Annotated in this window: 18 protein-coding genes and 1 tRNA gene; 4 read left to right on the top strand and 15 right to left on the bottom strand. The window is 48.6% G+C overall.

The window, feature by feature from the left end; translation table 11 throughout:
- Positions 1-28: 28 nt before the first annotated feature.
- From KTH90_RS00785 to KTH90_RS00735, 11 genes are all read right to left on the bottom strand, one after another.
- Positions 29-472, bottom strand: coding sequence for a hypothetical protein (locus KTH90_RS00785; protein ID WP_158351536.1), 444 nt, complete (start codon positions 470-472; stop codon positions 29-31).
- 134 nt (positions 473-606) lie between these two features.
- Entirely contained in the window at positions 607-1,767 is a 1,161-nt protein-coding gene (locus tag KTH90_RS00780) for a DHHW family protein (RefSeq protein WP_238726086.1), read from the bottom strand.
- 14 nt (positions 1,768-1,781) lie between these two features.
- Positions 1,782-3,296, bottom strand: a complete 1,515-nt coding sequence (locus KTH90_RS00775) for an MBOAT family O-acyltransferase (RefSeq protein WP_238726085.1) — start codon at positions 3,294-3,296, stop codon at positions 1,782-1,784.
- A 6-nt stretch (positions 3,297-3,302) separates the two neighbouring features.
- The gene (locus KTH90_RS00770; RefSeq protein WP_158351530.1) at positions 3,303-3,860 is read right to left on the bottom strand and encodes a DUF4358 domain-containing protein; all 558 of its coding nucleotides are present in this window, start codon (positions 3,858-3,860) and stop codon (positions 3,303-3,305) included.
- Positions 3,861-3,955: 95 nt separating this feature from the next.
- Positions 3,956-4,552 (bottom strand): rubrerythrin, encoded by a 597-nt coding sequence (gene rbr / locus KTH90_RS00765; RefSeq protein ID WP_158351529.1) that lies wholly within the window; start codon positions 4,550-4,552, stop codon positions 3,956-3,958.
- Between the two features lie 98 nt (positions 4,553-4,650).
- Positions 4,651-6,879 (bottom strand): thiamine pyrophosphate-dependent enzyme, encoded by a 2,229-nt coding sequence (locus KTH90_RS00760; RefSeq protein WP_238726084.1) that lies wholly within the window; start codon positions 6,877-6,879, stop codon positions 4,651-4,653.
- A complete protein-coding gene (locus KTH90_RS00755; protein WP_238726083.1) occupies positions 6,879-7,973 on the bottom strand; it encodes a 2-oxoacid:acceptor oxidoreductase family protein in 1,095 nt (364 codons plus the stop codon). Before KTH90_RS00755 ends, KTH90_RS00760 begins: the two co-directional genes overlap by 1 nt.
- A 308-nt stretch (positions 7,974-8,281) precedes the next feature.
- Positions 8,282-8,707, bottom strand: a complete 426-nt coding sequence (locus KTH90_RS00750) for a hypothetical protein (RefSeq protein ID WP_238726082.1) — start codon at positions 8,705-8,707, stop codon at positions 8,282-8,284.
- A complete protein-coding gene (locus KTH90_RS00745; RefSeq protein ID WP_238726081.1) occupies positions 8,694-9,545 on the bottom strand; it encodes a DegV family protein in 852 nt (283 codons plus the stop codon). The genes KTH90_RS00750 and KTH90_RS00745 overlap by 14 nt, the downstream gene beginning before the upstream one ends.
- Before the next feature lie 161 nt (positions 9,546-9,706).
- The gene (locus KTH90_RS00740; protein WP_238726080.1) at positions 9,707-10,405 is read right to left on the bottom strand and encodes a M48 family metallopeptidase; all 699 of its coding nucleotides are present in this window, start codon (positions 10,403-10,405) and stop codon (positions 9,707-9,709) included.
- Positions 10,406-10,440: 35 nt separating this feature from the next.
- On the bottom strand, positions 10,441-10,911 hold the full coding sequence (locus KTH90_RS00735; protein ID WP_158351520.1) for a hypothetical protein: 471 nt from the start codon (positions 10,909-10,911) through the stop codon (positions 10,441-10,443).
- A 190-nt stretch (positions 10,912-11,101) separates the two neighbouring features.
- On the opposite strand from KTH90_RS00735, the gene KTH90_RS00730 reads away from it, so the two are divergent.
- A tRNA-Arg gene (locus KTH90_RS00730) sits at positions 11,102-11,175 on the top strand.
- Positions 11,176-11,401: 226 nt separating this feature from the next.
- The gene (locus tag KTH90_RS00725; RefSeq protein ID WP_158351518.1) at positions 11,402-12,595 is read left to right on the top strand and encodes a M23 family metallopeptidase; all 1,194 of its coding nucleotides are present in this window, start codon (positions 11,402-11,404) and stop codon (positions 12,593-12,595) included.
- Here KTH90_RS00725 and KTH90_RS00720 read toward each other — a convergent pair.
- The 3 genes from KTH90_RS00720 to KTH90_RS00710 all read right to left on the bottom strand — a co-directional run bounded on the left by KTH90_RS00720 (position 12,592) and on the right by KTH90_RS00710 (position 19,323).
- Positions 12,592-13,158, bottom strand: a complete 567-nt coding sequence (locus tag KTH90_RS00720; RefSeq protein ID WP_158351516.1) for a tRNA (mnm(5)s(2)U34)-methyltransferase — start codon at positions 13,156-13,158, stop codon at positions 12,592-12,594. The two genes, KTH90_RS00725 and KTH90_RS00720, sit on opposite strands and share 4 nt — an antisense overlap.
- 87 nt (positions 13,159-13,245) lie before the next feature.
- The gene (locus KTH90_RS00715) at positions 13,246-18,573 is read right to left on the bottom strand and encodes a diguanylate cyclase domain-containing protein (RefSeq protein ID WP_158351514.1); all 5,328 of its coding nucleotides are present in this window, start codon (positions 18,571-18,573) and stop codon (positions 13,246-13,248) included.
- 141 nt (positions 18,574-18,714) lie between these two features.
- Positions 18,715-19,323, bottom strand: a complete 609-nt coding sequence (locus tag KTH90_RS00710) for a uracil-DNA glycosylase family protein (protein ID WP_158351512.1) — start codon at positions 19,321-19,323, stop codon at positions 18,715-18,717.
- 263 nt (positions 19,324-19,586) lie between these two features.
- Here KTH90_RS00710 and KTH90_RS00705 point away from each other — a divergent pair, with 263 nt between their 5' ends.
- On the top strand, positions 19,587-20,639 hold the full coding sequence (locus KTH90_RS00705; RefSeq protein WP_158351510.1) for an inorganic phosphate transporter: 1,053 nt from the start codon (positions 19,587-19,589) through the stop codon (positions 20,637-20,639).
- 12 nt (positions 20,640-20,651) lie between these two features.
- Positions 20,652-21,275, top strand: coding sequence for a DUF47 domain-containing protein (locus KTH90_RS00700; RefSeq protein WP_158351508.1), 624 nt, complete (start codon positions 20,652-20,654; stop codon positions 21,273-21,275).
- A 3-nt stretch (positions 21,276-21,278) separates the two neighbouring features.
- Here the strand turns inward: KTH90_RS00700 and KTH90_RS00695 are convergent, their stop codons facing one another.
- Positions 21,279-21,764: an amidase domain-containing protein gene (locus tag KTH90_RS00695; RefSeq protein WP_158351507.1), complete on the bottom strand. Its 486-nt coding sequence runs from the start codon at positions 21,762-21,764 to the stop codon at positions 21,279-21,281.
- Between the last annotated feature and the right edge of the window lie 104 nt (positions 21,765-21,868).

The raw sequence follows: 21,868 nt of genomic DNA, 5'->3' as shown, positions 1-21,868 counted from the left end.
TTTCAGTTCTTATGGACGGGTGTTTCCATTAACGGTGGATTGATGGGTTCGGACTGTAGGGGATTGGGGTCGGATATTTCATGTAGAAGGCTCCGATCGCATCGTTTACCAGGTCGTAGAGCTCGTCCTGGGTACAGGCCAGTTCGCCGTGATATTTGGTTTCCAGTTCCTCGTCGCTCATCTGGCCGTTATGATATCGGAAGGCAGTCTGTCCCGCTGATTTCATTTTATGTAGTGCGTCCTGTACCTGCGCTTTTTCCTGCCTGGACAGGGCGTCGCTTGAACATAGCGCCCGGGTCAGGAAATCACAGAAGTATTCAAAATCTTCATCCCAATTTATATTTCCATTGTTCTGTGCTTCATAACGAAGCTTTTCGATTTGCCGCAGCAGTTCTCCCTGGAGAACGTTAGACTGGCCTTTTGCTGGTACATAGTTTTTCCAGATGTATTGGCATTCTTTGAAATATTTCATGAAATCCTCTCTTTCTTGTGTACGGTCTTATTTATCATGGAATCTTCTGATATTATAGTGTGTAATGATTCTGTTGTAAAGATGTTCTGTGCGGCAGCGGCCGCCTGGCAGATACCGGATGGAAAAATACCCGATTATTTTCCATGTTCCAATCTGTACAGGCTGCTGCTGGAGTATTGGATGGTCTGATACAGGATCAGAATGTCCGTGATTTGATTTTCCCGTATATAGGCCGGTATGTCGGGCCACAGATAGCGCAGGTCCATTATATGGGTCTCGTTGAAATGATTCACCAGAAAGGGAATCATACAGTTGGCATAGGAATCTTTTATCACCAGCAGATTTCCTGTTCCACCGGGGCGATTTCCGTTCCCCATACCCTCACATCGCGTTATTTTCACCAATGGCTGGTTGCCATTTAAAAATACTTCATAGCCATCCCGGGTACTCAGTTTATCGTACGCATACAGGCTGTCGCTAATCCGTTCTCCATCATTATAATTTACCTGGTAAGACATTTCTTCCGCCGGGGTATAGATCTGAATCCGGTCCGGCGGAACTTTCACATGGACTTTGGAATAGACGGTTCCGTAAAAATCATAGTCAGGCTCTTCCACATGCCAGTCCTGCGCTGCCCAGGCTGAAACTCCTGCTTCCTGCGCCCATGCCTGATAGCCGTACCAGGCTCCCAGGGTGGTCCAGTGATGATCCGTATGGTAATAGATCTCCTCCTCCCTGTGCTCCCGAAGGATTGCCTCCGTATCCACATATTGATCCGGCAGCGCCTGACGCACCTGGCTCAATAATTCGGATTGATCCAGTCCCACCGCGAACGCGGGCAGTCGGTCGGTCAGGATACTGTCCGCGGAAGGGATCAGCATGATTTTTACTTTTCCTTTTCCGATGATCTCTTCCGCCTGCTTAACAAAACGGGTGGTCCGCTCTATATTTTCCCGGAATATCGTTCCATCGATATCTTCTCTGGTATGCCGCTCGATCAGGTATCCGTCGTCAGCCAGATATACTCCGTTGCTCTCCTTCTTTCCGAGAACACGTTCCGCGGTGGTTCTTACGCAGATCCAGGCATCCCGGAAAGGAAACTGATCTGAAAGATAGGTCTCATAATCCTTGGCAAAGTCTCCGGATCGCATGTTGGACATATTCCAATTCGGCTGCTGAGCCAGGAAACGACGTTCATGTTCGGAATAATAAGCCGGGGGCTGTATCAGGCTCAGAAGGCTGATACCGGTAATCACGGCAAATACGGCAATGACCATCCAAGGGTAGCTTTTCATTGGTCTGTTCCTTTCTAGAATCGGAAATACAAAAATGGGTTATAGGATGCGTTAACCAGATAAGCAATGGATAAAAGCAAGATACACACGGTGCCCATGCAGACGATGCAATAGATACCAACGCGCCGGATACCGCCGTGATCGGTGCCGGCACCGGCAGTGCCGCTGTTGGCAGTACCACTGTCGACAGTATCTGTGCTGGGACTGGGGCTGGCGGCTGTTCTGCAATGTTCAGAAACCAGAGTTCTGATCCGGTTGGAGGGCAGCCTGGTACAGCCGAATGCCAGCAGGACCAGCAGGAGGGCGTATTCGGACAGCAGGTACAGGCTTTCCCTATCCACTGCCGGAAGCCCGCTGACCCCGAACATGGCAGACATATAGCGGATTCCATCCTGAATATGATCGAATGCGAAAATTACCCAGCCGATCATAATAAAGAACAGTGCATAGAGATGCCGGACAACCGCGTGGCATTTTTCCAGTGCTTTCAGCAGCCAAAGCTTCTCATTGATCAGTAGAACAGCAAAATACAGACCCCAAAACAAAAAATTAAGGGATGCGCCGTGCCAGATACCGGTAAGGCCCCATACGATCAGCAGGTTTCGTATCTGTATCCCCTTCCCTTTCCGGCTCCCTCCCAGTGGAAAGTAGACATATTCCTTAAACCAGGTACTCAGGGTGATATGCCACCGTCTCCAGAAATCCGTGATACTGTCGGCCATATAGGGATAACGGAAATTTTCCGGATAAATGAATCCGAACAGATAACCCAGGCCGATGGCCATGTCTGAATAACCGGAAAAATCAAAGTAGATCTGAAAAGCGAATGCCGCCGTTCCAAGCCACGCCTTTAACAGAGTCATTTCATCCATGGGGATCGCTGACACCGTCTGCCACAGGACTCCGATATTATTAGCCAGGAGCACTTTTTTCCCGAGTCCGATGACCAGACGCAGGGTACCCCGGACTAATTTTTCCCGGTTGATTTCTCGTTTTCTGAGCTGCAGATCCGTGGTCTCGTAACGGATAATAGGACCGGCCACCAACTGGGGGAACAGCGCCACAAAAGCTCCGAAATCTATGATGTTCCTGGCCGGTCTGGCCTCCCTCCGGTAAATATCGATGGTATAGGACATCGTCTGGAACGTGTAGAATGATATACCCACAGGCAGCGGCAGTTCAAGCAAAGGGATCTGCGTGTGTGCAGCCAGGTTGACCCATTGAATCAGTAAATCCGAATATTTAAAAATGCCTAACAACAGGACATTGATCACAACTGAAGAGGCGACTGTGCATTTCGCCGCCAGCCGCCGGTTCCGGTTGAGAAAGGAATCCACCAGTTTTCCATGAACATAATCTGTCACTGTGGAAAAAATCATAAGTCCCACATAGAGAGGCTCGCCCCATGCGTAGAAAATCAGACTGGCCAGAAAAAGCACCAGGTTCTTGTAGATCCGGGGAACCAGATAATACACCAGCAGGACAGCAGGAAGAAAACGGAACAAAAATACAAAGCTGCTGAATACCATAACCGTCTACTCGTACAGCATCTCTTCCACGGCATCCACAGCTTTTTGGTTCTCTGCCTGTGCCGCCTCAAGAGCCGCCTGATCTCCCCGCTCCATATCCTCCATAGATACTTCTCCCAGCATCAGGAAGAAAACGTAATTTCCATACCGGACCACCTGGGAAGCCTGGATTTTGATCAGGTTCATGGGATATTGCATCGTATCATCCAGCAGGCGTTTGCGGTATGCCTGCAACGCATCCTCCACTTCCTGTGCGTGATCCTTTTTCGCTTCTATACCTACAAAGGTATCTACCTGTGTGCTGATCATAGGGCCTTTGGCAATGGCATTCTCATACCAGTCCTGTTTCACTCCGAATTCAGACTCAATCGCGCTGACATCATACTCCGTATTGGGGATATAATTATCCCCATATACCGCGGCCACCGCTTTTTCGATATCTGCCAGCGCCACATCCGTTACCGGTGTATCTCCCTTGTTTTCTTCCGGTCTGGAGCACCCCCACAGCGATGTGGTCATCATAAGAAGCATCATGCCCCGGATTCCTGCTTTTTTTAAGCACATTTTACTCTCACCTTTCCATCCCTTCTTAAACCATCCTGTTTTTATTTCTGCCTCTATTTCTTAATAGGCTATCTTTATTTCTTATAACCGTATCTCTATTTCTGGTAAGGCGCCAGCTCCAGACGGATGAAATATCCCTGATTATGGGTGCATACCGGGCATACCGCAGGCGCCTGTGTTCCAGTATAAATATATCCGCAATTCAGGCACATCCAGCCGGTTTTAACATCGGATACAAACAGTTTATCCTGCTCCATCATTTCGGCGAATTTCCCAAAGCGGTCACCGTGGGTCTTTTCAATTTCGGCGATCATATGGAAGGAACTGGCTACTTTGTGAAAACCTTCTTCTTTCGCGATATCACCGAAGGTCTTGTAGACATCCTGCCATTCCTCATATTCATTATGCTGCGCGAATTTCAGCAGATCCACTACCCGGCTGCTGATATCCACCGGATAACCTCCGTCCACATGGATGTTCTCCCCTGCCAGTTCCGTCAGGTGGTTATAATAAATCTCCGCGTGTTCTTTCTCCTGGTCGGCTGTAAACTGGAAAATACTCTGGATCACATACAAGTTCTGGCTTTTGGCCTGAGACGCTGCAAAAGTATAACGGTTTCTGGCCTGGGATTCCCCGGCAAAAGCCCTCATTAAATTATCTTTCGTCTGGCTGTTTTTGAATTCTGTTGACATTTGGAATTCCTCCTATTTACCTGATTTATTTTGGGTTATGGTACTGAATGGGAACATTTACGATCTGATCTTTCCTGTTGTTAGTAATGTAAATGATATTACAGCAACGGGTTCTCCGCTCTCGCTTTCAGCCTTTCCCAGCGGCGGTCTGTCTCTTTTTGTATATTTTCCACGACTGAGGCATATTCTGCTTTACCCAGATGCTTCGTTCTGCCCATCATGGCCAGCCAATCCAGAACCGGGATTTTTTTATTTCCTTTTTCCGGATTATAGTTAATATTTGTCACTCCCTCCTCGATCTCATACAGCGGGAAGTAACAGCAGTCCACGCCTGCGGCGATTACTTTGCGCTCCGTATCGGGACGGTCACTCCAGTTCAGCGGACAGGCGGACAGGGTTTTGACATAAGCCATGCCGTATCGATTCGCATAATACTGTGCCTTGGCAGCCTTCTTTATAAAGTCCGCCGGATTCGATTCCGCCACCGTCGCCACATAAGGAATGTGGGAAGCCGCCATAATCATAGGTGTGTCCTTGTGGAAAAATGTCTTGCCGTATTGCTGGGCTCCCACATGGGAAGTGGAGCTCTTGGCCCCCATCGGTGTGGAATAAGACAGCTGATATCCGGTATTCATATAGCCGCCGTTGTCGTATTCAAAGAGAATCAGCTTATTATTTCTCAGAGCGGCTCCCAGCGCGGAACCCAGACCAATGTCCATACCGCCGTCACCGCTGACCATAAGGAACGTAATCTCTTCGTCCGGATATTCCCCTCTCTTCTGGCGCTGATGGTACATCTCCAGAATTCCGGTCAGCGTGGCCGGCCCATTCTGGAACAGGTTGTGCACATAGGGTACCTTGAACGCCGTTTTCGGGTAGTTGGTCGTCACCACCATGCCGCAGCCCGTATGGAACAGCAGCACCACATTTCCCTCGATTCCACGCAGCAGCAGATTCACATTCACCGGAATACCGCAGCCCGGGCAGGCTCCATGTCCCGGTGCCAGTCTCTTCGGCATCGCGGTGGTATCTCCGACTTTTGCACCTTTTACGGTCAGTTTATTGGTTTTCTCATCCTTTTCACAGACTGTCAGGCCAGGTGACGCCTCGGCGGCGGTAATGGGCTTAAAATACTGTGAGCCGTCATAGGACTTCGTTCCCGGATATTTTCCATAGTAATCAAAGCGTACGGGATCATCCGTCACGCACTCTTTAAAAAGCTTAAGCGCGTCCTCCACATAAAAATCCCTGCCGCCCAGGCCGTAGATCCTGCTCAGTACATGAGCCGTCTTCTCATGCTCCTGGAGCATCGCCTTGATCTCCAGTGTCATATTTCCACCATGGGCCCCGTAGCTGTCCTGCCGGTCACAGACCAATATCACTTTGGCGTTTCTGCAGTGCTCATATAATTCATCTGCCGGGAACGGACGCAGGATATTCGTGGTAAATACGCCTGCTTTGCAGCCGTGCTCCCGCATCTCATCCACAGCCAGTTTGGCCGTATGATAACTGGAGCCCAGCAGAAAGAGCAGGAACTCGGCATCCTCCGTGCGGTACCCTTCCGTCTCCGTATAATTTCTTCCGGAAAGCTGCCCATACTCACCAAAAATCTCCGGGATTACCTCCCGGGCCTCTTCCATGGCCAGATGCAGCTGGTATTTATTATTAAGCGTATCCGGTTCATTCATATAAGACCCGATAGAAACAGGATGCTCCAGATCCAGGCAGGAATAATCCGCATCATATTTCCCCAAAAATTCCTGTACGGTACAGTCCTCTTCAAACACCATACACCGCCTCTTCTGATGGCTGGTAAAGAAACCGTCAAATGCCACTATAACCGGAAGCTTGACCCGCTCCGCGATCTTCAGCGCACACAGGTTCATATCATAGACCGCCTGCGGTGTATTCGCGTATAAAATGATCCAGCCCGTATTCAGTGTATACATAATATCGCTGTGGTCGCCCTTAATAGAGAGGGGTCCTGATACGGTACGGCAGGCCACATTCATTACCATGGGAAATCTGGTGCCGGACTGTACCGGCAGCTGTTCCAGCGCGTACAAAAGCCCGTTGGCGCTGGTCGCGTTAAACACACGGCCTCCCGCCGTGGAGGCTCCGTAGCAGATCCCTGCCGCGCTGTGCTCTCCCTCGGCAGCGATCAGGGAAATATCATGTTCCCCCTCTGCCTTCATCAAATCCAAAAATTCCGCGATCTGTGTAGACGGCGTGATCGGATAATACCCCATCACATGATAATTAATCTGTTTGGCCGCATAGGCCGCCAGTTCATTACCGCTTTCAAAGAGCACTTTTTGTTTTTCCATCACACCAGACCTCCGTCCACTCTTTTTTCTTCCAGATAGGCTTCGCTGGTCACCCAGGAATTCGCGCCCACATCCTCGAATTCCAGATGATCCACAATCAGGTCCTTATTCCTTACAAACCACTTCGGCTCCGAATGTTCTCTCTCCAGTCCCCGGACCAGAGCATTGGTCGGACACACATCCACACAACGCAGACAGCCCTTGCAGTGGTGGTAATCCAGCCCCATATTGACCATCATTTCCCTGCCCTTATACTCACCAGGCCGGAACTGGAACACCATATCCGGGCAGGTGCTGTCACACAGCCCGCAATTGATGCACTTATCCTGCAGAAAAAGAGGAAGATACCCTTCCCGGGAAGCCGACAGGTCATTGGACACCGTACTCCCGAATCTGGGATTCACACCTCCTAACGGGGCTGTCTCATAACCCCATTCATTCTGTGCTTCCTTATAAGGAACATAAGAATATTTTTCATCGTCTTCAAACATCATGGACTTTGTAAGTTCATATCCCTTTTGAATCCCGACAATATTATTCTCCAGCAGTTTCGGATACTTTTTCCCCACCGTATCCCTGGCCAGTTCGATCACGGCCTCCAGCGGAATAAATCCCGACGCCTTCGCAATCGCCCCCAGCATCACCATATTGATCCTGCTCTTATTCTCCATAGCGATCTTCAGCGCATCAATACAAAAAATCTCCCCGGAACACAGCTTTAACTTCTCCCGGATCTCCTCCGGTCCCGCCGGTGTGTTCATCACGATCTTCGTATTCGCATCCACGCCCGCCGTCACAGGCATCTTTCCTGCCATAGCCTCATGAAACAGCCCCAGAATATGAGGTTTCTCCACCGGACTATTCACATAAATATCCCGGTCCTTCTCACACCACCGGATAAACGCCTTCACAGGTGACCCTCTCTTCTCCGACCCATAGCTTGAAAAACTGGCCGAGTTAAGCCCCAGATAATTCGCCCCCAGCTCGCCCAGCATCTTCCCGCAAAGATTCGCTCCCAGACCGCCGATACTCTCCAGGCGCATCTCATAATACCCTCTCTCATTGGCAACAGGCAATGCAGCACTCTTAGACATGTCCTTTCCTCCTTATCCATAATCAATGGTAGTATGCTGGAAATATTGGAAAAATATGCATAATCAAACAAAAAAATTATCAGCTGTAAAAAACGCAAAAAGAACCTTACATGTCCGCCGCCAAACTCGCCGCGTTAAACTCGTCATCGTTTCCAGACAAGTCAAACATGATAGGTTCTTTCCTCTAATCATAAGCAAAATCTATTCTATTTCTAACCCCCTCATAAACACCGTCTCAAAAGACAGGCATCTGATTCATAATTAAAGCAGGGCCTGGCGCAGGCAGAGGGGCGCGAGCGCGGCACGGGTTATCCGGGGCCCGGTGGCTGTCCCCTGCGGCAGGCCGCACACGGGAACGGATGGAGGACGGAGGCGGCAGTTTTGGCCGTGATCCGGGGCATTGGGCAGCCGCGCAGCTGCTTAACAGAATCAGGACGGTGAATTCGGGATGCGGGGCGGCGTTCACCGCCGACCTGCAAGGGCCTCTGAACCGAGAACGCGTCATGCGTTCTTGGTGAATAGGCCCGGTTCCCGAATTCGCCGTCCTGATTCTGTTTAGCAGCTGCCGGCGCAAGCCCACAGCCCAGGATCACGGCCAAAACTGCCGCCTCCGTCCTCCATCCGTTCCCGTGTGCGGCCTGCCGCAGGGGACAGCCACCGGGCCCCGGATAACCCGTGCCGCGCTCGCGCCCCTCTTCCTGCTCCAGGCCCGGCCCCTTCTCACTCAGTCTCAAACAAGATCCCGAGAGTATTAGGACCGCAATGGCAGGAAATCGTACAGCTGGCTCTGGTCACGTAGATATTCTCGAAGTCCATCGTCTCCTGAATGGTTCTGCGCACCAGTTCAATATAAGAATCATCGATCCCGGAATGCGTTATAAAGATCCGGTTTCTTCTGATATGCTCATAAGCGGCCAGCTTATCTTTTGTATACTTCACCAGTACCTTTTCCAGATTTCCCCTGTATTTTTTACCGACTCCCATGGCGCCGGAGCTGTTATCCACCTCAATACAGGGTTTAAGATTCAAAAGATTGGCTCCCAGAGCGGTAACGGAAGAGCATCTTCCCCCCGCATGCATGAATTCCAGGGTATCCAGTATAAAGCTGGCATGGCATTTTCCGGTTCTGGCTTTTAACGCTTCACTGATCTGTGACGCCGGCATACCCCGGCCGATCATTTCCGCCGCATCCAATACCAGATGTCCCATACCGGAAGACAGGTTACAGGAATCCACAGGATAAATGCCGCCCATCTCCTCCGCGGCCAGACAACAGTTCTGATAGGAACTGGAGAGGGCGCTGCCCAGATTCAGATGCACCACCTCATACCCCTCACTGATCCATGGCTTAAAATACTGTTTATACTCCTCCACATTAATCGCAGCAGTCTTAGGCAGGATTTTCTTCGTCCAATATGCATCATAGATAATATCCGGAGTGATATCTACATTATCCATATAATCCTTCCCGCCCAGAATAATATGATAAGGATAATAATTTACCTGATACCGCTCCTTCAGCTCCTGTCCCAAATCACACGTACTGTCCGCGCTCAATATTACTTTCTTCATGCATAAACCCCCAAATCTTTATCTATCTTTCAGATTTTATATATCTATAAATCAAACCAGAACATATAATATCACAAATTCCTAAATTCGAACAGCCCTTTCCCTAAATCTCATTTTCCCCGCTCTGTGTTTCCTTCTGCAATCACTCCCCATAAGCTGTATCATCCCCATATCCCCCCGCTGTTTAATATAGATTTGGCATTTCTCCAATCCGGATAGAACTGTTCCACATATCCCCAGAACACCGCATTATGTCCTTTTTCCAATAGATGAACCAGCTCATGTACAATGACATATTCCAGGCATTGCACCGGATACTTTACAAGGTGCAGATTCAGGCTGATTCTTCGGTCTCTTACATTGCAGGAGCCCCAGCGTGTTTTCATTTTTCGGATCGTAAGGTGGGTGATAGATACCCCAATCGCCGCCTGCCATTTCTCCAGAAGCGGTTCCGCTGCGTCCTGAAGCTGTCCTGCATACCACCGGTACAGACTATTCTGCGCCTCTTCGCTTGTCTGCCCCTCCCAACAGGGGATAAGCAGCTGCTTCCCGTTGAATTTTACCGCATCACTGCGGCGGCCCCGGACATTCTGGATCGGATATTTCCGCCCGAAGTAGAGAATCCGGTCACCGGTTTTATAATCATGAACCGGTTGTGCGGGTCTTTCGAGCATTTTCATTCTATGTGTCATGATCCATGTGAGACGCTTTTCTATGGCTTCTCTGATCATCCGGTCAGGCATACGCCTGGGAGCCGATATCCGCACAATTCCATCCGGCGGCACGATTCTGATATACAGATTTTTAATGTTCTTCCGATCCAGCTCGATCGGAAATGGATATTCAGCCTGGTATTTCATGCTGTCTGCCTCCGATGTATGAAATTCCTTTTTTTTCATATCAGATCACAATACTGAAACTTTGTACGCTTGTCCTTGAAAAAAACCGGATAGCGCAGCCCGTAGTTCCCCCATACCGTGCACGGATATCTGGTAAAGTAAAAAGTCGAGAAAAGGACCTCTCTGGCCGTAATATCAGACAAAAACCGAATCATAGAACGGGTCAGCGGATAATAAACTTCATCTTTTTGAAAATAAAAATTCATCAGCATCGCCAGTTGTTCCTCCGACAGGCTCCGCCGGAATCCCCTCTGCTCTTCCCTCGACAATCGCCCATAATAAAAATCACAGTAGGCTTCCTCCCTTCCGTTGATCTGGAGCATTACATCCAGCATATGGCGGTATTCCGGCTCAGTCCGCTCCAGGATCACATGCTCGTATCTGGAGAAGCCTTCTTCTATTTCCGAAAATAGCAGCGCTCCCTTTTTCTTTAATACCCTTTCCGGCACCGGATAGATTTCTCCCATACGCTTCCTCCCCTTTTACTCTCTGCGTCCAATCTTATCAGTTCTGTTTCTATTATAATTAATTTTCATCTGTGAATCAATAATCCAGTTTTGGTTAATATACAAAAGGAAAAAGGGGAAATGGACAATTTTCTATTGACATTCTTCCTGTTTCCGCGGTACAATAGGAAAGGTTTCCACATAAGGACACGTACCCGTAGCTCAGCTGGATAGAGCGTTGGACTCCGACTCCAAAGGCCGTGCGTTCGAATCGCATCGGGTACATAGAGTAAAAATTCCATATGTCTATGCATATGGAATTTTTTTGTTCTTTTTTCTCCCCTCGGACTTTTTTCTTAGGTTATATTGTCCCTTACCCTTTCATAAAATATTTCAGACAGGACTTGTATTTCATTACACGGTGGATGTTTACCCGAGTTTAAATAGTGCTTTATAATCGTCCGTGTGCTTTGCATGTCAAAATTGAATTGTATATGATTGAGGGGATACTATGAAAAAATATAAGAAAAGAATTCAAAGAAGTATCTATTGTGAATTGATCCTCCTGTTTTTGTTTGTCTGTATATTTTCCTATCAGAAAGCAACGGGAGATACCGTTTACACAGCCTCAAACAGCCCGGAAGATTCCTCCGGTACTAAAAAAGAATCCGCGGACAATACCGCGGATCTGGCCGGCTCCGCCGGCACGACGGATACCAAGACGCAGGACGCCCAGAAGGATTTTATCAAATGGGTTGATTTCAAAGCTTCCTATGAAGCCCTTGACGCCGCCTATCACTATGATGTGGACACCCAGTCCGAACCCGTGCATCTGAACTGGATCGAATTGCTTGCCTATACGGCAGCCAAAAACGGCGGTGATTTTCCCAAAAGTGCGTTAAAAGATATGTCCGCCCTGGCGGAAAAGCTGCAAAACAAAGAGATTACCATGGCAGAAGCCACGAAGGATATGAAATACTATAATTATTATCTGGAAGCCTACACGGCCATACTGGGCGGTTTTGTAGGTGAGTACGATATCCAGCAGCCCTCTGAATCAGACCCGTCCCAATTGGAATGGGTGAAAAAGTACGGCCTGAAAGCCTACCACCCGATTGCGAAAGGATTTGAATACAGCGATTATGATGATTTTGGGGTATCCCGCTCCTACGGTTATCAGCGGCAGCATCTGGGACACGATATGATGGGGCAGACGGGAACCCCCATCATCGCCGTGGAATCCGGTTATGTGGAGGCCTTAGGTTGGAATCAGTACGGCGGCTGGCGCCTGGGCATCCGTAGTTTTGATCAGAAGCGTTATTACTATTACGCGCATCTTCGCCAGAACTTTCCCTACGTAAAAACCTTAAAGGAAGGCAGCATCGTACAGGCCGGTGATGTCATCGGCTATATGGGTCATACCGGTTACAGCACCACGGAAAATGTCAATAATATCGACACCACACATCTGCATTTCGGTCTACAGCTGATCTTCGACGAGTCCCAGAAAGAAGGTGCCTCCGAGATCTGGGTAGACTGTTACAGCCTGGTCCGCTTCCTGTACAAAAACCGTTCGGAGACAACCAAAGATGAATCCACGAAAGAATGGTTCCGGATCTATGAAATCAAAGATCCCTCCGTTCAGGAATACGCCTCCACCCATCACCCCAACGCCTCCGACTCCACGAAAACCACATCCAATTAATAATTTTTAAATATAAACACCGGAATCGGCGGATGATTCGGTTTATTAATAAATTCATTCTTAATAACGGTATAATCCTTGGAATCCAAAGTTTCCAGAAAAGACAGCACGGCATCCCTCTCCTCGAATCCGCTGTCTTTGCCGCTGTAAACACTTACCGACATCACACCGTCCGGTTTCAGCAGCGTCAGTCCTTTTTTTATGGCGGAGATCGTGGTCTGCGGACAGGTACATATGGAATGGTCTCCGCCGGGCAGATAACCCAGATTAAACACGATCCCGTCCACCGAGTCCGGCTCCACGTAAGAATCCATGTTCTCATGGGAATCCAGGTAAACCTCGGCGATCTCGCTCAGCCCGAACATCTCCAGAAGACTTCTGGTCGTACTCACCGCATCCTCCTGAATATCAAAAGCGATCACTTTGCCCTCACTGCCTACCAGCCCGCACAGAAACTCGGTATCATTTCCATTTCCAGCCGTGGCATCGATACAGACATTCCCTTCCCCAATATACTTCCTCAAAAAATCATGTGTGTACTCTACAATCGTATGACGTTTCATCCTAATTTTCCCTGCATATGTATTCGTTATTTTTCAGTATATCCAATATGTCCATAATTTTCAAGCAGATTTGTTGGGAATCCCCCACTAATGTGCTGATGTGGAAGGAGATATCAGCATATACATCTGTTCAAACTCCGCCAGTGGTATCGGCTTATTCAGATAATATCCCTGGATATAATTGCAGCCCAGTTCCCGCAGGACGTCCAGCTGTTCGCTGGACTCCACACCCTCTGCCACACTCAGGATACCCAGTTCTTTGCACAGATTGAGGAAATGCTTTACCACTACTCTGGTATTGTTGCTGGAAAACAGGTCGTGTGTCAGACTTTTATCCAACTTTAACTCGTGTAATGGGAGTACTGATAGGATCGCAATGTTGCTGTACTGGGCGCCGAAGTCATCCAGAGACACGCGGAAACCATGTTCTATGATCCGCTGTCCGATCTGTACCAGTGTTTCCCGTTCCATCTCGCCGAAACTTTCCGTGATCTCTATCTCAATGTACTCCTTCGGCACCTGGTATTTTTTCCAGATCTCTTCGACCTGCTCCATCAGATTCTCCTCCAACAGTGTGGACCTGGAAAAATTTACGGAGATCATAATCAGAGTTATTCCTTGATCCTGCCAGTCCCTGAGGGTCTCGCAGACCCTCCCGAACATGTAAAGATCTACCGCATGGACCATACCTTCCCGCTCCAGCTGCGGGATAAATTTATCCGGGCCGATCACGCCGAACCTCTGGTCCTCGAAGCGCACCAGGGCTTCCGCGCCGCAGATGCGGCCGGTGGGGAGCTCGGCTTTAGGCTGCAGATACATTTTAAAGAGTCCCTGTTGGATTACCCGCTTCAATCCTTCCAGTCTGTGGGGATTGTACCGGCCGCTTTCCCACTCTTCTTTTTTATAAAAATTCTGTTTTGCAATCACCATGCGCTCATCGGCGTGGGCAACCAGACGATCCAGATTGATCTCGGTATCTGCCCAGGCATAGCCGATGGAAACTCCCATGGCATAGCTTTCTGCCACTTTCATGCGCACTAACTCGATACGCTCCCGAAATACATCCTTTGTGAGGTTTTCCGCCACCACCATGAATTCATCGCCCGCGAAACGAAAGACCTGGCTGTCATAAAACTGGCTGTTTAGAATATCTGCCGTCAATTTCACCAGATGGTCTCCCGCGTCATGCCCATAGGCAATATTGACTTTCTTCAGCCCGTTGATATCCGCAGACAGTACCCCCAGAGAGATCAGTGCATCTTCTTTCAGAGAAGTGTTGTATCGGATATAACTGTTTCGGTTCAGAAGATTGGTCAGCACATCGTGGTACCCCAGATATTTCTGCTCCTGCTGCATATCCCGCTTTACCATCTCATTTATCACGAAATGCTTCACGGAATCCAGCAGATCAAAGTCCATCCAGTTCTTAACCGGATTTTCAATTCCCAGGCAGCCCGTAATCTCATTATCCGCCTCCAGTGCCACCGCCTGAATGGAACAGATGCCGTTTTTCTTCAGCCTCTTATAATCTTCCGGAAAATTATCCCGGAATTCTTCGATATTCTCACAGGCCAGTTTTTTATTGTTCATAAACCACTTGCGCCAGAAACTCACTTCGTCTGGGGCCGTTTGTTTCTTTATCATTTGATTGTGGCCGATATCGGAAATATAGAACTGCCTGCATTCATCTGCGCCGGATTTAAATTCTGCCAGGAACGCACGGTCCGCACCGTAATAGCCGGCAATCTGCCTTAATACATTGTCAATCGCCCGTTCGAACTCCTTGGAGGTCATCAGGGAAAATGCACACCTTAACAGCACCTCCTGCATATCTCTGTTTTCATAAAAAGTTACCCGGCTGTCCTCCCAGGCTTTTACCGTTTTTATCTTCCAGTCTTTCGCAGACAGCTTTTCCGAATAAATCTGGCATCTGGAATTCTCTTTTTCAGCGGCTTCCAGGGCGATTCTTGCTCTCTGATACAAGTTTTCCAGGTCTGTATGGGCCACGTCTGTATAGTTCCCTTCTGTATAGGCGATCCCCGTGGTTATAATAGCTTCGATTGGTATTTTCGCAAACAGATAGGGAGTCTTGATCGTCTTTCGTACCTCCTTAACCAGACCCAGAATATCCTGCTCGGCTTTTTCGCTGATCAGCAGGATATCCAGTTCGTCCATATTGAACCTTCCCATAACCTGGATCGAACCAAATACCAGCTTTAATTGACTGCTGAGCTCTTTCATCACATCGTCCGCCATGAGGTAGCCGCCTCTTCTGACCAGTTCTCCGTAGGTATCCAGACGGAAGACCAGCAACAGCTGGCTTTTTTGTGCTTCCATCGCTTTGCGAATAGCCTCTTTCATCATGATCATGGCGGTATCTTTATTGTATACCCCCGTGGCCGGATCTTTTTGGGCCTTTTTACTTAGGGACAGTTCCATATTTTTCTGGGCGTCTATATTCCGCACCATGCCGTAGGCATACAGATCTCTGGAAATCGCATCCGGCACCAGTTTTATATGGTAATTTACCCAGTACATTCTGCCCTTCGAGTTTTTAAACCGGTAATCCATGGATACCGTGGTGTGATTACTGGCGTAGGCAGTTCTTAAAGCCCCTCTGGACATAGTACTTAAAAACCGTTTCCGGTCATCCTGATTTACAATCTCACCGGACACCAGCTGCAGCATTTCCTCATATGGCATAACTCCCTGGTATTCATAATCAGGATACTGCTCACTTTTCAGATATTCTACCCGGTTCTCCGTCAGATTGACCCGGCTGACCCAGACCACTCCGTCCGACAAGGTATGCATAGCCTGAAGTTCTTTTTGGTAGTTGATCTCAGCTTCCTTCTGCTGTGTTATATTTTCGCCTACACCGATAGCCCGGACAGGCCTTCCCACTTCATCGAAGATGGTAAGATACCGGATCCTCTCCCACTGCCATTTTGGACAATCGGCTGTGCGGATTCTGATCTCCTGCTGTACCGCCCGTTTGCCTTCCTTCAGCTCGGCATACAGCTTCCGCACCGTTTCCACACTCTCCGGATGAATCATCCCCATATCGATCAAAGATTCCGGTATCTGCTCCAGACATCTCTGGCTGTCTCCCTGTCCCCTGGTACTTTCCGCCAGAATCAGTACCTCTTTTTGCAGATCATATTCCCATACCTTCAGCCTTGTATGGCTCGCAGCAGTCATATACTGGATTTCACTGCCAGGATTTGTTTCTTTTTTCTCCTTGTATCTGGTAATATCATAGCTGTTGACCAGACACACCGTTCTGCCGTCTGCCCATCGCATGAACGCAGCCGTGGTTTCCGTCCACTTTTTCATATTCGGATGGTACAGCTCTTTCGTCACACAATTGTGTTCCTGGCTCAACTCCGCCATGGGACAGTCCGGACACGGCCGTTCCATTCCCCTTATGGACCGGTAGCATAGATCTCCCACCTTCAGCCCCTTCAAATAGCAGCGTATATTACTGTTGACAAAGATAAGCTTATAGCTTTCCGGATCGATACTGTAGATACAGGTGGTCACCCGTTTGAGCAGGCGTTCAGAAAAAGCCTGCTGTCTGCGAATCTCTTCCTGCCGCCTGGCTCTCATCAGGAAGAGACTGATCGTCTGCGAGATCAATGACAGCGCATCCTTCTCTTCCAGGGAGGCCCGTCTTTTCTTACGGCAATCCTCGAATCCGATCACTGCCACCACCCTGTGATCTTCAATCAGTTTACAGATCAGTGTAGAGACCGCTCCCCGTTTGACCAGCCAGTCTTTAAACTCGCCTTCCGGTAAAGCCTCCACATCCTCGCAGGAATAGATCTGATTCTGATCAAACTCCATCGGGTTCTGTAAATATTCAAACACATCCTGTTCTTCCTTCATAGAAGGGATCCCGGTATTGCACCACTCGAACGTATTGCGGGCCAGTCCCGGCCCGCCCACGATCTCCAGGATGTAGAGCCGGCTCTCATCAAATATTTTTCCGATTAAATCCAGCAGTACCGGCAGCGCTTTATCCACATCTTCGTTTTCATAAAAAATTCGAAACACATACTCGATGATATTATCACGGAAATTCTTCTGAATTCCTGCCTTTTCCTCATCCGGTTCTTCTTTTCTGTTTAACGGAAGCTCCGAAGCCTCTATCTCATCATATACAGCCAGCTGGTTTTTCCCACTGTGTTTGGCATAATACATAGCCGTATCGGCCCTGGAAAATAAGCTTAGATAATCCTGCCCATCCTTCGGATAAAACGCAATCCCGATACTTCCGGTAATCTCATACTGGATGTGGGCTTCCTCAATAGACCGATGAAATATTCTTCCGATCCGCTGTGCGACATGAAGCGCGGTTTCCGCATTGGGAAGCTCGGTCAGGAACACCACAAATTCATCGCCGCCTACCCGGCCGATAATATCTCCGGACCTGGACATTTTCTTCAGATGATAACCCATATCCCCCAGCACGGCATCTCCGTACACATGTCCCAGCGTGTCATTTACGCCCTTAAAATTATCCACGTCAATAACCAGGAACGCAGCCATCCCGCCATAACCATTCAGATATTCATTGATCAGCCTCTCCGTCGCTCCCCGGTTATACAGCCCGGTCAGCGTATCCCGCATGGCCTGTTCCTGTGCGAAGAAAACTTTCCGCTTCTGCTCATCGATATCGGAGATCATCCCGATCACCTTTTGAAGCTTTGCATTATCATCCCGTATCGCGGACGCCGTAATCCTGCACCAGATAAAGCTTTCATCCGCTTTCAAAATCCGATACTCTCCAACCGCCTCGGCCTCACCATCCACGATCTTCTGAAAATGGCTGCGGAACAGTTCTTCATCATCGGGATAAATAATCCCCTTCTCCAGTACCGTACAGGGGAAATTTTTTGCAGGCGGTACATATCCGAATTTTTTCTCAAAAGTAGGAGCATAATAAATCTCCCTGGTCTCATAGTTCCATTCATAAATCACATCCTGCGTCATAGACAGAATGATATCGTAACGCTGTTCGCTGATCTTAATTCTGGACTGGGCCTGTTTCTGCCTGGTAATATCATGAAACATGCAATAGAAATACGGCTCCTCTCCTTCCCTGGCAACGAACTCACAACTGATCCAGATCCATTTTACCTCACCGCTTTTACAGACCAGCCGATTCTCATTTTCTACCACATTCCCCTTCTTCAGCTGTTCACTCACGGTTCTGTACATAGGTTCCAGATCTTCCGGATAAATAACGCCCGCCATCTGATTGTCAAATAATTCCCGGAACTCCTCCCGCGTGTATTCCAGAAACTGAAACAACCCATCATTCGCATATATTACGGTCCAGCCGGGATCATATTTACACTGAAAAATCCCACCAGGAGTCATCTTGAAATTTGTCCTGTCCTGATCCCTCACAACATTTCCTCCTTAGTCCGGCGTTCCATCAACACCGCTCACGCTTTCGTACTGCTGCTTCACCGTTTTTATTGTATAACATCGGCTGGAAAATGTATAGAAATCTTTTGCCTTTTGGGAGAAGTAACGGTGGTATAGGATCTATTCCGGCAGGTTTAGAGTCTGATGAATGATCTGGCGGATTTCTTTTAGCCTGTACGCAAGGAAGTCCGGATTGTCACGAAACCATTTTATGTTCAGCGGGGACGGATGGGGGAGTACATAGGCCGGTTTTCCCCTCAATTCGAGATTCTCGAATACCAGACCCGTAAAGCTGCGGGTGGGGAAAAAGAATTTGGCTGCCGCGCCTCCTACCAACAGGTATATTTCATTGTTTACCAGCCTGATCTCTCTGTCAAGCCAGGTTCTGGCGCATAGGGCCGGCGGCATCCGGTCACCTCCCGAAGCGTTTTTTCCAGGATAGCAGTGTCCCACCGAGACGATATAGAAATTACGGACATCGTAAAACTGTTCATCCGTGATCTCATACCACTCTCTTCGGAGCTTCTGTCCGCTCAGGTCGTTAAAGGGAATACGGGTCTCATGTACTCTTTTGCTGGGTGCCTGGCTGATCTGCATAATTTTAGAATCTGCGCTTCCCCAGACTATAGGATTCGGCTCAAATCCAAAACGCTCCTGGCATAACCGGCAGCTCCTGATCTCTTCTTGCAGCATCTCCCAGTCTCTTTTATCCCTTTCCCGGTTTTTCATCAACCTACTCCCTCCTTCCATTTTTCCAATGCTGTCCACTCTGTCCCTGTTATTTCTGTCCTTGTTATTTCTACCCTTGCTATTTCTGCCATTTTATTATTAATCTCCAAAATCCCCGGCCATATCCGCTTCGGAACCCCAGTTAATTTGCTCCTTTATAATTTCTCCTATTTCTGCCCTCTTGCATGCTATCGAAAATGGTGCTATCCTAAACTTTACATAGTTAACTATTTGATGGAAAATGTTGTTGTGCAGGAGGAGTTATGACTGTCTCGTTTCCTGATTTTCTGGATCATCTGGCCGGGAATCCGGTGTTATGTATTACGGTGGCCCTAACCTTGGGAGTGGTACTGGTAAATGGCTGGATCGATGCCCCGAATGCGATCGCCACCGGTGTCTCCACCCGCGCTATTAAGCCATATCCCGCTATTATCATGGCGGTAATATGTAATTTTCTCGGCGTATTTGTGATGACATTTATCAATGCAAATGTGGCTGAGACAATCTATCATATGGTGGACTTTGGCAGTAATTATCATGATTCGCTGATCGCGCTGTGCGCGGCTATGATCGCTATTGTAATCTGGGCCATGACCGCCTGGTTTTTTGGAATCCCCACCAGCGAAAGCCATGCGTTGATCGCCGGTCTGTCTGGAGCAGCGATCGCCATGCAGAACAGCTTCTCGGGGATTAACGCAGAAGAGTGGGTTAAAGTTATTTATGGCCTGTTTTTATCTGCAATCCTGGGATTTTTGACCGGCTGGGCGGTGGTGCGGATTGTGGAATACATATTCAGGATGATGGACCGGCAGAAAACAAGCGGTTTCTTTAAAAACGCCCAGGTAGCCGGGGCTGCTGCCATGTCCTTTATGCACGGCGCCCAGGACGGGCAGAAATTTATGGGGGTCTTCATGCTGGGTATGTTCATGGCCGAGGGCGTGGATCTACAGGGCGGCTTCCGTATTCCGGTCTGGCTTATGATTCTCTGCTCTTTGATCATGGGACTCGGAACCTGCTTCGGAGGGTATAAGATTATCAAAGCCGTGGGCATGAATGTGGTCAAGCTTCAGCAGTATCAGGGGTTTGCCGCGGATCTGGCTGGTGCTCTGTCTCTGCTTTTCTGTTCCTTATGCGGACTGCCTGTCAGCTCCACTCAGACAAAAACGACTGCGATCATGGGGGTAGGCGCCTCCAAAAGGCTCACCAATGTGAACTGGGGAGCGGCTAAAGAAATGGTTTTCACCTGGATTCTGACGTTCCCTGGATGCGGCCTGATAGCCTACCTTATCACGAAATTGTTCCTGCACATATTTTAAGAGGGATTGGATATGAAAAAAAGCAAGAAGTATGATTACTTTGAAGCCCTGGAGGGCCTCTCGAAATGCTCCTATCAATCTGCCAAACATCTTCAGAAGGTCCTTTCTAATTACGAAGGAGAGATCACAGAGCTTCAGATCAGGGAAGCTCATGAGATTGAGCATACCGGTGATCTGAAGAAGCATGACATGATGAATTATCTGATGAAGGAATTCATTACTCCCATTGACCGTGAAGATATCGTCACCATCTCCCAGGGCATCGATGATGTGACGGACGCGATTGAGGATGTTCTGATTAAAATGTATATGTTTCATATAAAGGAACTTCCGGAGGCCACTTTAAAATTTGCGGAACTGATTCTGTCCTGCTGCGATGCCATGAGAAGCGTTATGAAGGAATTCTGCCGCTTTAAAAAACCAGCAAAACTCCATGAGCTGATCATTGAGGTCAATTCCATAGAAAATGAGGGGGACGCGCTGTATACCGACGTCATTCGCAGTCTGTATTCCGCTTCCACCGACCCCGTAGAGCTTCTGGTCTGGACAGAAATCTATCAGAGTATGGAAAACTGCCTGGACTCCATGGAGGATGTCACCAGCGACATGGAACTGGTGGTTATGAAAAATTCATAAACGTTACCAGGTCCTCACCCCGTCTATATGCAGAAACCGGGCTCGGTCGTAGGTGTAGCTGCTCAGAGGGCGCATATAGGCGTCATAGCTGTGCGCGGCCACAAAGATATCTTCCGCCGTAACCGCCACGATGACCGGACTGTGATAGAACGTCCCGTCTGCCCGTCCTAACTGTACGATATCGCCCGGACTCACCTTGTTCCTGTCAGTCTCGGATGCATAGGGCCCAACTCCTTTATTGTTTGTAAGAAAGTTGTAGAGATACCTTACACCGGTCCAGGAAGGGGTGCGGTTACTGGCGGAATAATAGTACCATCCGAAGGTTTTTGCGGGATTCATGGTTTTACTTCCGGCAAAGAGACATTGGGACGCGTAGTTGGTGCAGTCACCTCCCAGCTTTTCAAAATCCAGATAGGCCGGATTTCTCTTAAAAGCCCAGGTCCGCGCGTATTCTACAGCCGCTTCCCGATCGTAAGATTTTTCTTTCATTCTGAATTCATTCCCTGATACCCATTTTTAGTATTCTATGCCGATACCAGGGAATCCAATACTATATCCAGATATTCACCGGTTAAATATTTCGCCTGCTCCCT

It is taken from the genome of Diplocloster modestus, from assembly GCF_019042245.1.
In the GTDB taxonomy this organism is placed as follows: domain Bacteria; phylum Bacillota; class Clostridia; order Lachnospirales; family Lachnospiraceae; genus Diplocloster; species Diplocloster modestus.
The sequence above is the reverse complement of the archived record's forward strand: the minus strand, read 5'-3'. Positions and strand labels throughout refer to the sequence as shown.

Excerpts from the sequence above, each read along its gene's own strand:
- KTH90_RS00720 (WP_158351516.1), bottom strand. The coding sequence starts at position 13,158 with ATGAAACGTCATACGATTGTAGAGTACACACATGATTTTTTGAGGAAG.
- KTH90_RS00770 (WP_158351530.1), bottom strand. The coding sequence starts at position 3,860 with ATGTGCTTAAAAAAAGCAGGAATCCGGGGCATGATGCTTCTTATGATG.
- KTH90_RS00695 (WP_158351507.1), bottom strand. The coding sequence starts at position 21,764 with ATGAAAGAAAAATCTTACGATCGGGAAGCGGCTGTAGAATACGCGCGG.
- KTH90_RS00780 (WP_238726086.1), bottom strand. The coding sequence starts at position 1,767 with ATGAAAAGCTACCCTTGGATGGTCATTGCCGTATTTGCCGTGATTACC.
- KTH90_RS00785 (WP_158351536.1), bottom strand. The coding sequence starts at position 472 with ATGAAATATTTCAAAGAATGCCAATACATCTGGAAAAACTATGTACCA.
- KTH90_RS00705 (WP_158351510.1), top strand. The coding sequence starts at position 19,587 with ATGACTGTCTCGTTTCCTGATTTTCTGGATCATCTGGCCGGGAATCCG.
- KTH90_RS00755 (WP_238726083.1), bottom strand. The coding sequence starts at position 7,973 with ATGTCTAAGAGTGCTGCATTGCCTGTTGCCAATGAGAGAGGGTATTAT.
- KTH90_RS00725 (WP_158351518.1), top strand. The coding sequence starts at position 11,402 with ATGAAAAAATATAAGAAAAGAATTCAAAGAAGTATCTATTGTGAATTG.
- KTH90_RS00710 (WP_158351512.1), bottom strand. The coding sequence starts at position 19,323 with ATGAAAAACCGGGAAAGGGATAAAAGAGACTGGGAGATGCTGCAAGAA.
- rbr (WP_158351529.1), bottom strand. The coding sequence starts at position 4,552 with ATGTCAACAGAATTCAAAAACAGCCAGACGAAAGATAATTTAATGAGG.
- KTH90_RS00740 (WP_238726080.1), bottom strand. The coding sequence starts at position 10,405 with ATGAAATACCAGGCTGAATATCCATTTCCGATCGAGCTGGATCGGAAG.
- KTH90_RS00760 (WP_238726084.1), bottom strand. The coding sequence starts at position 6,879 with ATGGAAAAACAAAAAGTGCTCTTTGAAAGCGGTAATGAACTGGCGGCC.
- KTH90_RS00735 (WP_158351520.1), bottom strand. The coding sequence starts at position 10,911 with ATGGGAGAAATCTATCCGGTGCCGGAAAGGGTATTAAAGAAAAAGGGA.
- KTH90_RS00745 (WP_238726081.1), bottom strand. The coding sequence starts at position 9,545 with ATGAAGAAAGTAATATTGAGCGCGGACAGTACGTGTGATTTGGGACAG.
- KTH90_RS00775 (WP_238726085.1), bottom strand. The coding sequence starts at position 3,296 with ATGGTATTCAGCAGCTTTGTATTTTTGTTCCGTTTTCTTCCTGCTGTC.
- KTH90_RS00700 (WP_158351508.1), top strand. The coding sequence starts at position 20,652 with ATGAAAAAAAGCAAGAAGTATGATTACTTTGAAGCCCTGGAGGGCCTC.